Annotated in this window: 14 protein-coding genes; 4 read left to right on the top strand and 10 right to left on the bottom strand. The window is 37.5% G+C overall.

Annotated features, from left to right (window positions below; all coding sequences use genetic code 11):
- Positions 1–20: 20 nt before the first annotated feature.
- Positions 21–674 carry an orotate phosphoribosyltransferase gene (gene pyrE / locus DUT70_RS01855; protein ID WP_113645600.1) on the bottom strand — a complete coding sequence of 218 codons (654 nt, stop codon included), beginning with the start codon at positions 672–674 and terminating at the stop codon, positions 21–23.
- Between pyrE and DUT70_RS01860 the strand changes: the two genes are divergently transcribed.
- Positions 673–1,284, top strand: a complete 612-nt coding sequence (locus DUT70_RS01860) for an NUDIX hydrolase (RefSeq protein WP_113645601.1) — start codon at positions 673–675, stop codon at positions 1,282–1,284. The genes pyrE and DUT70_RS01860 overlap by 2 nt on opposite strands.
- Before the next feature lie 132 nt (positions 1,285–1,416).
- On the opposite strand, the gene DUT70_RS01865 is transcribed toward DUT70_RS01860, so the two are convergent.
- From DUT70_RS01865 to DUT70_RS01890, 6 genes are all read right to left on the bottom strand, one after another.
- Complete coding sequence (locus DUT70_RS01865; protein WP_113645602.1) at positions 1,417–2,022, bottom strand: hypothetical protein; 606 nt, start codon at positions 2,020–2,022, stop codon at positions 1,417–1,419.
- Positions 2,012–2,515, bottom strand: coding sequence for an RNA polymerase sigma factor (locus DUT70_RS01870; RefSeq protein ID WP_113645603.1), 504 nt, complete (start codon positions 2,513–2,515; stop codon positions 2,012–2,014). Before DUT70_RS01870 ends, DUT70_RS01865 begins: the two co-directional genes overlap by 11 nt.
- A gap of 29 nt (positions 2,516–2,544) precedes the next feature.
- Complete coding sequence (locus tag DUT70_RS01875; RefSeq protein ID WP_113645604.1) at positions 2,545–3,435, bottom strand: TraB/GumN family protein; 891 nt, start codon at positions 3,433–3,435, stop codon at positions 2,545–2,547.
- Positions 3,436–3,555: 120 nt separating this feature from the next.
- Complete coding sequence (gene coaD / locus DUT70_RS01880) at positions 3,556–4,017, bottom strand: pantetheine-phosphate adenylyltransferase (protein WP_113645605.1); 462 nt, start codon at positions 4,015–4,017, stop codon at positions 3,556–3,558.
- 165 nt (positions 4,018–4,182) lie between these two features.
- Positions 4,183–4,728, bottom strand: a complete 546-nt coding sequence (locus tag DUT70_RS01885; RefSeq protein WP_113645606.1) for an RsmD family RNA methyltransferase — start codon at positions 4,726–4,728, stop codon at positions 4,183–4,185.
- Positions 4,719–5,543: a DUF3822 family protein gene (locus tag DUT70_RS01890; protein ID WP_113645607.1), complete on the bottom strand. Its 825-nt coding sequence runs from the start codon at positions 5,541–5,543 to the stop codon at positions 4,719–4,721. The genes DUT70_RS01885 and DUT70_RS01890 overlap by 10 nt, the downstream gene beginning before the upstream one ends.
- 227 nt (positions 5,544–5,770) lie before the next feature.
- Between DUT70_RS01890 and DUT70_RS01895 the strand changes: the two genes are divergently transcribed.
- Positions 5,771–7,222, top strand: a complete 1,452-nt coding sequence (locus tag DUT70_RS01895; protein WP_113645608.1) for an ATP-dependent DNA helicase — start codon at positions 5,771–5,773, stop codon at positions 7,220–7,222.
- Here DUT70_RS01895 and DUT70_RS01900 read toward each other — a convergent pair.
- The 3 genes from DUT70_RS01900 to DUT70_RS01910 all read right to left on the bottom strand — a co-directional run bounded on the left by DUT70_RS01900 (position 7,219) and on the right by DUT70_RS01910 (position 10,404).
- Complete coding sequence (locus DUT70_RS01900) at positions 7,219–8,520, bottom strand: sensor histidine kinase (RefSeq protein ID WP_113645609.1); 1,302 nt, start codon at positions 8,518–8,520, stop codon at positions 7,219–7,221. The genes DUT70_RS01895 and DUT70_RS01900 overlap by 4 nt on opposite strands.
- Positions 8,521–8,596: 76 nt before the next feature.
- A complete protein-coding gene (locus DUT70_RS01905) occupies positions 8,597–9,340 on the bottom strand; it encodes a LytR/AlgR family response regulator transcription factor (protein WP_113645610.1) in 744 nt (247 codons plus the stop codon).
- The gene (locus tag DUT70_RS01910) at positions 9,337–10,404 is read right to left on the bottom strand and encodes a sensor histidine kinase (RefSeq protein WP_113645611.1); all 1,068 of its coding nucleotides are present in this window, start codon (positions 10,402–10,404) and stop codon (positions 9,337–9,339) included. Before DUT70_RS01910 ends, DUT70_RS01905 begins: the two co-directional genes overlap by 4 nt.
- A gap of 175 nt (positions 10,405–10,579) precedes the next feature.
- Between DUT70_RS01910 and DUT70_RS01915 the strand changes: the two genes are divergently transcribed.
- Positions 10,580–11,089 carry a very short patch repair endonuclease gene (locus DUT70_RS01915; RefSeq protein WP_113645612.1) on the top strand — a complete coding sequence of 170 codons (510 nt, stop codon included), beginning with the start codon at positions 10,580–10,582 and terminating at the stop codon, positions 11,087–11,089.
- Positions 11,090–11,166: 77 nt separating this feature from the next.
- Positions 11,167–11,604, top strand: a complete 438-nt coding sequence (locus tag DUT70_RS01920) for an RrF2 family transcriptional regulator (protein ID WP_113645613.1) — start codon at positions 11,167–11,169, stop codon at positions 11,602–11,604.
- Positions 11,605–12,089 lie beyond the last annotated feature (485 nt).

The following is a 12,089-nucleotide window of genomic DNA, read 5'->3' on the forward strand; positions in this document are numbered from 1 at the left end:
GTTTTGTGTGTGCGACAGTCTTAAGCAATCTCGCTTTGTCCCCATTCAGCAGGGTTTTCACGCCATTTATTCAAAAACTCCATCTCCGATTTGGCAATAAAGCCATGTTCGGCAGCATAGTCAACCAGTGCTTTGTAATTAGAAAGGGTAGAAAATCTACATTTCGCAGCAGCAAAGTTATCGTCAGCTTGTTTTAAACCATAGGTGAAAATAGCCACCAAACCTGCTACAGAAAGTCCTGCATTACGCAAAGCTTCTACCGCTTGTAAGCTGCTTTTTCCAGTGGAAACCAAGTCTTCAATGACTACTACACGTTGTCCTTCTACAATTTCGCCTTCTATTAGGCTTCCAGTACCATGTTCTTTCGCTTTTGATCTTACATAGATAAAAGGTAAACCCAGTTCCTGAGCCACTAAAACTCCTTGCGGAATACCAGCTGTAGCTACGCCTGCAATGACATCAACAGCGCCATACTCTTCTTGTATTAATTGAGCAAGTTTTTGGCGGATGTAGGTTCTTACCGCTGGATGCGATAAAGTTATGCGGTTATCACAGTAGATTGGGGATTTCCAACCCGAAGCCCAAGTAAATGGATTAGTAGGTTGTAATTTAATTGCTTTAATTTGTAACAAAAATTCAGCTACCTTTAATTCAATATCACTTTTATTGTACATGGCGCAAAAATACAGAATTTATATTAACGACAACACTTTGTTTATAACTCATGAGCTTCCCGCCGAAATTGGAAAAATACAACAAATTGAAGCAGAAGGGTTTGATTTTAGGTCTTTCTATAAAAACCTCAAGAACAGTAAGCAAAAACATTACCTTTTACTGACCAAGAACCCCCAATCTGTATTTAAAAAGATAAAGAATGATTTAACCATCATTAAAGCTGCAGGAGGTTTAGTGACCAATGCCAAAGGCGAATTTCTATTCATTTTTAGAAATAAAAAGTGGGATTTGCCTAAAGGAAAGGTAGAAAAAGGGGAGAAAATGAAAGTTGCTGCGGTAAGGGAGGTAGAAGAAGAGTGCGGCGTTAAGGTAGAGCAGCGCAACGAAAGGGTTTGCAAAACCTACCATGTGTACGAAATAGGAACCGATTTGATTTTAAAGAGAACCAATTGGTACCATATGACGGTGAAAGGAAGCCCGAAATTGATACCGCAAGTAGAAGAGGGCATTACCCAAGCCGCATGGATTGCTCCCTATGAAATTAAGGCCAAAATAAAAAACACCTATCCTTTAATTATAGATGTTTTAAAAAGCGAAAAATTGCTTTAGGGTTTGATATTTTTGAATATAGGCCCTCTCTGGCTACCGCCATCTCTCCCAAAAGGAGAGAGTTGCAAAATCCATATTCTCTCCCTCTGGGAGAGATGTCCATAGGGCATAGAGAGTAGGTAGTTTAAGAACTTACTCCTCATCAAGGCTATCAATAATCACTTTGATTTGTTTAATGTGCTTGCCGTAATAAAAGCGAGCCCAAAGTTCTGTAAGCACCCCAATAATCAGAATAGTGATGAATGCATTCAAGACAATGTAAGTTAGCGACAGTTTTTCCAAAATCCTGGCTAGTAAATCATTTTTGGTTAAAAATAGTGCCGTTGCACAGAAAGAAATCATGATGAAACCTATAATGTAAGTAAGCGCTTTATATAGTTCAACGTTAAGTTTCATTTCATAGTAAAACCATAATAAGTTCTTTCTACTGTCTATGCTCAAATCATAGGAGTGCTTATAGAAACGATAGAACTTATAAAAGTAATAGGTGCAAAAAGCAACTACAATACCGTAAAATATCAAGTAGGTAGATTTTAGGGGCATTGAGAAGTCGAATATTTTAGGTACAAATGCGCCTAGTACGAGTGAAACCACCTGTAACATAAATTCTTGCTTCATTTGTTTCCTGATTTTATCGATAGGCGTACGTGCTTCTTTGATCTTAAGCATATCTTCGGATATCTCTTGATGCTGAGCGTTATTGTTATTCCACTCATCTTTTAGTTGGTCAAAATTCATAGCCGTTTTTTTTAATGATCTGTTGTAATTTTTCTTTAGTTCTGTTTAGTTTAACTCGGGCATTTACTTCGGTAATACCTAAGTTTTGTGCAATTTCTCTATGCGACTGGTTTTCCAGGAATAGAAAGATCAATGCTTTTTCGATTTGGTTGAGTTCCTGAACTGCTTTGTATAAATAGGCCAGTTTTTCTTCCTTTTCGTGGCTATCGCTAAAATCCGCTATTTCTATCTGCTCATTTAATGAAGCTTTATCTACCTTTCTGTGGTCTTTTTTAAAGAATACAATGGCGGTGTTTAGTGCCACTCGATACATCCATGTAGAAAATTTACTGGTGCCCTTAAAGGAAGGATAGGCTTTCCAAAGCTGCATGACAATTTCTTGAAACAGATCTTCTTGATCCAAAGGATTATCCATATACATTTTAGCAACCTTATGGATAATGCCTTTATTCTCGTTGATTTGCTGCAGGAATATTTTTTGAGTATCGTGCATGGATTGGCGTTCTTTTAAGGGGCAGATATTTAGTTGAACACTGGAGTTACTTTAAATCCTTTGGCCTGCAGTATGCCTATCATTCCTTCCTTGCCTTGCAAATGTCCACAGCCTACCGCAAAAAATGTCGGCTTTTCTTTAGCTATTGCTGGGATTCTATCGGCCCATAGGTGATTGCGTACAGGTAATAGGTTGCGATAACCATCAGGATCTGCAGTATAAAAAGCTGCCATCAACTCATCTATTTTATCTAAGTCTTCTTTTAGGTAGGCTCCCTTAAGTTCGGTAAAACCTCTTTTTAGCTCTTCATCAGACCACATTTTCAAATATGGAACAAAATCCTTTGGTTTAAAAATCTTGTCTAAAAAGGAATATTGTTCTTCGATACTTGATAAACCTTTTACTTCTTTATTGGAGGCCTTAGTTGCTTTAATGATTTCTCCTTCAAAGCTTATGAGTTTACAAGGTAAAGAGGTTTGCATGATTGAGCTTACAATCAACATTGGTTTTATATTCTCTAGCTGTTTTAGACTGGTTTTAAGTTTAACCTGTAATAACGAGTCGATGTAGTGCGCATCTTCTTTGCTCACCAATGTGCTAAGTGGTTGAGCCGTGGTCATGTGCTTTTGTGTTTCTTTCGCCAAGTTTGGGTCGGCCAAGTTAATTTCTAAATAGCTTTGCTCAGTGCTGTTCATGGCATCTTTCACTTTTTGAGGCATATGGTAGTCGCTTTCACAAAGCATGTGGTTGGTACCAAATAAGTAGGAAGGTTTTTGTAGGCCATTGCCTTCAATTTTCCAAAGTAGGGAAGTGGTTTTGGCTTTTTGACCGAAGACACTGCTAATGGGTGCAATAGCTATGGCAGATAATAGGGCGAACTTTACAGTTTTGTTGATGACGTTTTTTACTAATGATTTCATGGTGTTTAAGATTTTAATTTAAACCATTAGTAGGTGTTATGGGAAAACGTTACAATAAAAAATATAAAATTGATGAATACTTTTTATAGTGCTGTAAATAAGGTGATTATTTTGTGATGTCTACAGGAATTCTAGTGCCTCCTTAGGGACAAATTGACTAACATCGCCATTGTTTCTTAGAATATCCCTAACGATAGTCGAGCTAATGGCAGAGTATTCTGGACGACTTAGCAAGATAATAGTTTCTACTTCGGGCATCATGGTTTTGTTAATTTGTGCAATGGCACGTTCGTATTCAAAATCTGAAGCCGAACGAATACCCCTAACCATGTAAGTGGCATTAATTTTTTTGCAAAAATCAATCGTCAAACCTTGGTATAGTTGAACTTCTACATTGCTATCGTTCACGAAAATGCTTTTTACAATCTCTTCCCTTTTTTCGGCAGAAAGGAAGCTTTGTTTAGAACTATTTAAGCCAATGCCAACCACAATTTTATCAAATAGAGGCAACGAACGTTTTAAAATATCAACGTGCGCAATGGTGATAGGGTCAAATGAGCCAGGAAATAGAGCAATTTTCATGTTCAAAGATAGTTGAAAAGGATAAAGGAACAAAGAATAAGGAATAAAGATGAGCTGCGAGAAAACTAACGTTTTGAATAGTCCTTGCTCTTTTATCTCTTTAAAAAGGATAAAGAAAGAATGAGGAATTGCAAGAAATTAACATTTTGTATAGTCCTTGCTCTTTTATCCTTGTTCTTTCATCTCTTTGAAAAAGCTAAACGAAGAATAGCCATACTTGCGGGTTTCTACGTAGCCAGGTTGTTGGTCTAGTTTTAACATCGATGGATGTTCAACTACTAATACCCCATTTTCTTTCAGTAACTGATGCTTGGCCACTAATTGAGGAAGAAGGGGTATATTGGGCAAATCATAAGGAGGGTCGGCAAAAATAATATCGTACTTCTCAGAGGTCTGTTCCAAAAACTTAAAAGCATCAGCCTTTCTGATATCGATGGCTAATTGGTGTTTATCCTTCACGGTTTTAAGCCAAGCTACGCAACCAGGGTGTTTATCTACTGAAGTGATATTTCCTACTTCACGGGAAGCAAATTCAATGCTGATATTACCTGTGCCTGTAAAAAGGTCGAGTACATTACATTCGTCGAAATCATAGCTATTCAACAAAATATTGAACAATGCTTCTTTGGCCATATCAGTGGTTGGCCTCACGGGAAGTTTTGCAGGCGCATGAAATTGCAAGCCCTTTAGTTTACCGCCAACTATACGCATTGTTGTAGAGCAAGTAAACCAGTGTAATAATGTGAGGGCATATCATCTAGGATATTGGTATCCAAATTAGCCTTTAACGTTAGTAAATCAACTTTGTTGAAATATTGGTTAAGGAGTTTCCATTTATCATCTCCTTCGTGAACAATGCCACAAACTTTAATCTCGGTAGCTTCAGTGTTGATGTTTAGCTGATTGATGATGAGTAATAAGTAATAGGTAAGCTCCTCAAGGTCTTCAAACTGGTAGCTCTGCATAAAAGCTACTTTTTGATGTTTAAGATAGATGAACTGGAAAGAACCAACTGTAAAGTCAATCAGTATCGTGTCCTGTACCAGGTTGGTGGCTAATTCTACCAATCCGGCGTTTTGATATAATCTGGTAGCAGTTTGCCAACGCTCGTTAATGGTTTTTTCGGCAAATACGGGTAAAGAAAATACCGTACGAATCGTTTCTTGTAAAGAGGGTTGTACGTATACCGTATTCGAATCTGTTTCTTCAAAATACTTCGTATAAACAGCCACATTATGCTCGTTAAACAACTCTTGAGGTACAAAAACAATATTGTTGGTATGCGTGGCAACGGTTACCTGCTTGTAAGCAAGTTGTAAGTAGCTGTCGTTTTTTAACCGTTCATTCAGCTTTTCGTAACCATTTTCGCATTCTTGCTCGTCGTAAACAGCATGAACAAAGTTTTTCTCATTATCAATAATGGCGTATGAGAAGGTGTCGGCACCTATTTTTACCAACAAACTTAAATTGGAACTGTTTGCAGGTTCAAAGTTGGGGTCAATGAGTAAAATGCTGTTATTGTTCATGTAGCAACAAAAATAGTTCTTTTTTTTAAAAATGGATTTTTATTGCCACAGATGCACAGATGTTTTTATTTCCAATGTCGATTGTTTTATTTAATTCCCCTCTTTTAGAGGGTGGCTAAAGGGCGGGGCGTTTAAATAGTATGATAATAAGATAATACTATCAAAAGATGAGTTTAGCTGATGAATAATTATCTGTGCATCTGTGGCATATTTCGCATCTTTGCCAAATGGACAAAGCCCAACTCATTGCTCAATCTTATCCATTTACACCTACTAAAGAACAACTACAATTTTGTAAGCATGCGGCAAACTTTTTGAGTAGACCAAATGCAGAGGCTTGTTTTGTGTTAAGGGGCTATGCTGGAACGGGTAAAACTACTTCGGTTGCTGCATTGGTAAAGGCATTGCCCAAATTTGGTTTAAGGTCTATGTTGCTAGCGCCAACAGGTAGGGCCGCCAAGGTAATGAGCAATTATACAGGGCAGAAAGCCCTCACCATCCATAAAAAAATCTATCGTAAAAAGGCGGCAATGGATATGGATTTGGTTTTTCAGTTAGCTCCTAATTTAGCACAAAATACCGTTTTCATTGTAGATGAAGCCTCCATGATTGCCGATGAATGGAATGCGCAAAGAGGCTCGTCATTTTTGGGAGATTTGCTGGAATTTGTTTTTCAACCCTCCGCAGAAGGTAAACCTAAAAACTGTTTCTTGTTGTTTGTTGGCGATACTGCCCAGCTTCCGCCTGTAGGCAGCACAGATAGTCCCGCTTTAAATCCAGATTATTTAAGCAGCAACTTTCATCTCGAAGTAACAGGGGTGGAGCTTACCGAAGTAGTAAGGCAAGAGAAGAAATCGGGGATTTTAGCCAATGCCACCATGCTTAGGAAATTGGTGAATACTTATGACGATGAACCGAAATGGCCGAAATTTATCACCAAAGGTTACAAGGATATTTTCAGGATGACAGGGATAAAGTTTGTAGAAGGCTTGGAATATGCTTACAGTAAATACGGTCTAGAAAATGCCTTGGTGGTATGTCGGTCAAATAAATCAGCCAATATCTATAACAATCAAATTAGGGCACGACTACTGTATAGGGATGAGGAATTGAGTGGGGGAGATTATATTATGGTGGTGCGTAACAATTACTTTTGGTTGCCAGATGACAATGAAACAGCATTTATTGCGAACGGCGATATGGCGAAAGTGATTAGGGTGCGCAGGGAAGAGGAACGATATGGCTTTCGATTTGCGGAAGTGCAATTGGAGTTGGTAGATTTCCCAGATATGGGTGCGATTACCTGTAAAGTATTGCTGGACACCTTACAGATTGAAAGTCCGAACTTGCCTTATGAAGCGAGTAAGAAGCTGTACGAGGGATTATTGTTGGATTACGAACATATTACCAATAAAAAGGAACGTTTACAGGCTATTAAACAAGATCCCTATTACAATGCTTTACAGATTAAATTTGCCTATGCGGTTACTTGTCACAAAGCACAGGGTGGACAATGGGATGCTGTTTTTGTGGATCAAGGTTTCCTGACGGAAGATATGGTTGACCTTGATTTTATGCGCTGGCTGTACACGGCGGTTACTAGGGCAAAGCGAGAACTTTTCTTGGTAAACTTTGGCAAAGATTTGTTTGCGGGTAAAGTAGAAGATGATGACTACTAAACCAGTGGTAATTGAATGGTAAACGTCGTCCCTTCGTTTTCAACACTGTTTACCAAAAGCTCGCCTTCGTGTTGTTCAATAATTTTGTGCGAAATATGCAAGCCCAATCCAATCGATTTTTCGCCCTGTAAGCCTTTTCTGCTTGCCTTGGAGAATTGCTCGAAAATGTGTGATTGCAATTCGGAGGGGATGCCAATGCCATTGTCTTTTACCTTAATCAAAGCTTTGTTTTTGACCTTGCTTGCCAATACACTAATTTCCTTGTCTACCGCAGAAAATTTGAGTGCATTACTAATTAGGTTGTCAATTACGCGTTCCAATTTCGATGCGTTGGCGCTTAACTTTAAATGCTCGCTTCCCTGACTAAAAATAATTTTTCTATCGGTATTGCTTTCCCATTTATGGATGATTTTTTGCAGATAAGGATTTAACTCGAAGGTTTCTTTCTGTAGTTCTGGTTGACTGGTTCTTACAGCTTCAATCAAATCATTAATGATATTTTTGGCCTGCAAAGCGGAACTGTAAATCATTTTGGTTTCTCCATCTTCGCCTTTTTCTAATAACATCATCTGGCTAAGTGCCTCGATATTATTTAACGGAGCCCTTAAATCGTGGGCAACAAAAGAAAGGATTTCACCTTTTTGGGTATTTAAATGAGCAATTTCAATGTTTTTTTCTTCGAGTTCTCTAATTTGTACAAAATGCGATGATTTGAAGTAATAACTATATCTCGAAAAGCTTAACAGCACCATTCCAAGGATAATGCCCGCCATAAAATTGACGATTTTTTGCTGGTTGGCAAGTGCCGAAAATTGTGTAGCGGCAAAATATAAAAGGACGATATAAATCACCAATAGCTTCATGTATTTATATTCGATAGCGAAGAAAAGACTGGCCGCCACAATGCCTACCAAGAATACAAATAGCGTATTTTTGGTGTTGTGCAACGAAATGATATAGCTGATATTGAAGGCTGAAGTAAGAAAGAATGCGACAAATGCCAGTACAATTATTTTCTTATAGCGCAGCGGCACTTGTTTGTTGGCTACGTTAATGCTAATGAAAAAAAATATCGCAGAGAAAGTTAACTGAAACCAGTTGTTTAATGAGAGCTGGTCATAACCCTGTATTTTAATCGCATCTTGATGAAAAACAGTTGCCAAAGTTCGGGAGATAACTCCGAGGATTAATATCAATGAGCTAATGATTTTTACAAAATTCAGATTGCCATCTGCAGCGTATTCATCAAAAGCTTTTAGAAATTTAGGAGGTGTTCTGTATGTTAAGAAGTGTAGCAAGTTATTTGTCTGGTTAAGCAAAAATAACAAAGCTTTTACTCATTTATCAATAAATTATAAAAACGGGTAAATACACTTAAATTCCGAAGCGGTTACGCAAACTCTCACTGTTCGATCTGCTGGAGCTGACTTTTGCCTGATTGTTCATTACAAAAATGAGTGCCCCGTTAAATCCTTTTCTAATTTCAGTGATGTAATTGGTGTTAATAATGTCGCTCCGATGAATACGGATAAAATCTTCTGGTAGTTTGCCTTCCAAAGTTGAAAGGGTATAATCCGTTAAATGTTTCTTGCCATCTACCGTATAAAGAAATACATATTTTTCTTCCGCTTGGATATGTATAATGTCATCTATTTTAATAAGCAAGATTCGGTCTCCAAGTTTTACAGTGAGTGTTTTTTGAACGGTTTTGCCTTTAATTTGCTGTAACAAATCATCTATTGCTAAAACAGGCTTGGCCAAGTTGGTTTGCTTTAACTTGTGGATGGTTTTGTCTAACCTTTCCAATTCAATGGGCTTAAGCAGGTAATCAATGGAGCCTTCGTCAAAAGCTTTAATGGCGTATTGGTCGTAAGCCGTCGTAAAAACTACTTTAGGTTGGCGCTCGCCAAGTTTTGAAAGCATTTCAAAGCCATTCAAAATCGGCATTTCTATATCCAGAAAAATCAAGTCTGGTTGGTGTTTTTTAATCAATTCAAGCCCTTCTAAGCCGTTTTCAGCTTCTGCTATTATCTCAACTTCTTGATAATTATTCAGCAGTCTTTTTAGTCTTTGTCTGGCTAATTGTTCGTCTTCGATAATAATGGTTTTCCAGTTCATGCGCTTAAAGGGATGGTGATTTTGATTTGTTTTTGTGGTTGGTTAATTAACTCTATTTCATGTTGATTGGGATAAAGCAAAGTCAATTTATCGAAGGTGCTTTGCAATCCATATCCAGCTACTAGCTCATCAGGAAAAGGAACGCCATTATCTATCACCAAGATTTGTAGCTTACTGTTTTTAGGAGCTACCTTTACCTCAAGTAGGCCGTTTTCAAAGGTGTCTTTTAAACCATGTTTCAAAGCATTTTCTACCAGTGGTTGTAGTAAAAACCTAGGGAAATCTATAAAAGAAATACTCTCGTCAATCTCAATATTGAAATTAATTCTATTGCCAAACCTTACCTTTTCAATGGCCAAATAAGTGTTTAAAATGTCTATTTCCTCTTTTAGCGTACAATAATTCTGCTGCTGCGAGTTAATGCTGTACCTAAATAGTTTCGAAAGTTTAATGGTCATATCCTCCGCTTTGTCGGGATCTTCATGAATTAAGCTGGTAATGGCATTTAAGGCGTTGTATAAAAAGTGAGGATTGATTTTAGATTGTAATGCTTGTAATTCAGCTTGGGCTTTCAGCTGATTACTTCGAATTAAATCGGCTTCCTTGGCTTTTAAAGCATTTTCGGCATTGCGTTGTTGTAAATGGTAAAGCAGCATAATGGTGCCTACAATGAAAACAATTACCGAGATAGATTTGTAATCCTGTGCATGTTTAAAAGGCTCGTAGGAAACATCGTAGAATATGGAAATAATCAAATAACATACTTCGATACCTATCAACATGCCCAATAGGTTACAGGTGTAATAAAGCAATATCAGTTGCCAAAAGCGACGGGTAAACCTTTGGCTATATTTTTGAAAGGTAGAAAAGATGTTTGAAATGGCTAAACTAATGAAGACACTAAATAAGATATTGAAGAAAGTTTGCCTAACCGATATCCCATTTCTGCTGACCATTGAAATCAAAAGGCTAATACATACACCTACACTAATACCTACAGCGGTATATTTAATGTTGTGTTTAACAAGTTTGTTTTCGAAAATTTTCTTTAACGTTGCGGCCATTTGAACACAGGTAAAATTACAATAACAAAATAAAAAGTGGCGATGAATGTGCGGTAAATATGCATAAACACATTAAATGCAAATAACTAAAAGCGATGATTTGCATTAAAAGGAAGTTCAGTGGTCATCTGGCCTTGATAACTGGTAATGGATTAAACCTTATTTTTGTATTTCGATGAGAAGAAAGCCGAAGTTTTATATCCTTGAAGAAGATGCTATTAAAGTGCCCCGCTTTGAGGAAAGTGCTGGTTTTTATACTACCAAGCAGCGCAGTAAAACCATGGCTAAAATTAAAGGGAGCAATAGTAAACCCGAATTAATGCTCCGAAAAGCACTCTGGAAAGAACATATTCGTTACCGTATTCATCGCAAAGACCTACCGGGCCGACCTGATTTGGTGATAGAAAAATATCAACTGGCCATTTTTATAGACGGCGATTTTTGGCACGGCTATGAATGGCAACAACGGAAGCCTAAAACCAATCAACAGTTTTGGATTCCTAAAATAGAACGCAATATGCAGCGGGACAGGTTTGTGAATCATGCGCTCCAATCTTTAGGTTACGTAGTAATGCGTTTTTGGGAACATGAAATTAAACAGAACTTAGTTGCAAGTGTTAATCAAATAAAACTCTATATTGAAGCGGCAAAAAAGGGAAGGATACCAGAGAATTATGAAAAGTAGGGGAGCTGACCATTTCAAGTAGCCAAACAACAAACTAACCAAATTACTAGCTAAGCAAAAAATTACTACATTTGTCTATGCTTTCTAAAAAGACTAAGTATGCCATTAAAGCGCTTGTTGCGCTAGGTAAAAACATTAACCAACCTCCCATGCAAATTTCAAAAATTGCAGAGGAGGAGCACATCCCAAAGAAATTTTTAGAGCAGATTTTGTTGGACTTGCGCAATGCGGGCTTTCTTTACAGTAAAAAAGGAGCTGGTGGCGGCTATAGTCTTAATAAGAAACCAGAAGATATCTACTTGGTGCAAATCTTGCGTTTAACCGATGGTCCAGTGGCCATGTTACCTTGCGCCAGTTTGAACTTTTACCACAAATGTGATGAATGCACGGATGAAGTAACCTGCGGAATTAGAAGCGCTTTTATTGACGTAAGAGATGCTACGCTTAAAATTCTTGGCGAAACTAGCATTGCTGACATTATTGGTAGAGAGGATAAACTTAAGTTGGACATTTAATTGTTGTTTTCTGGTTAACTGGTTATTTGTTTAATTGGTTAATTGCTTTTCTGGCAGATTATAATAACTGTTTCTTTGATCAGTTATTTAGTTTCTTAACCAGTACCGTGCCTGTTGCGTCATTGCGATTTCCCCATTTTGTCATCCAGACCGAAGCGATGGATCTTATGAGTATTTTTTTAATTCCTATTTGAACACGAGATGTCCTTATCTCCTTAAATTAGCAGTTTAGTAGGTTACGTATGTCTGCGAAAATCTTCGGGAGGTATTTTTATTATTTCTTTCCCGAAAATTGCGCTGATTCAACCGCTGATTTTATATTAAGGCCTATTCTTGTCAGTAGACTTACCTCGTTTTCCCACGCCAACATCATCCCCATAAAAAGGTCATCCATTTCTATAAATATGAAAAAAGTTTAAAAATAATTACTACTATTCCTATATACTTTATATATTTGGCGGATGAAATCGATATTTACATATTGT

Origin of the sequence: Pedobacter chitinilyticus, from assembly GCF_003313385.1 — a bacterium.
Taxonomy (GTDB): domain Bacteria; phylum Bacteroidota; class Bacteroidia; order Sphingobacteriales; family Sphingobacteriaceae; genus Pedobacter; species Pedobacter chitinilyticus.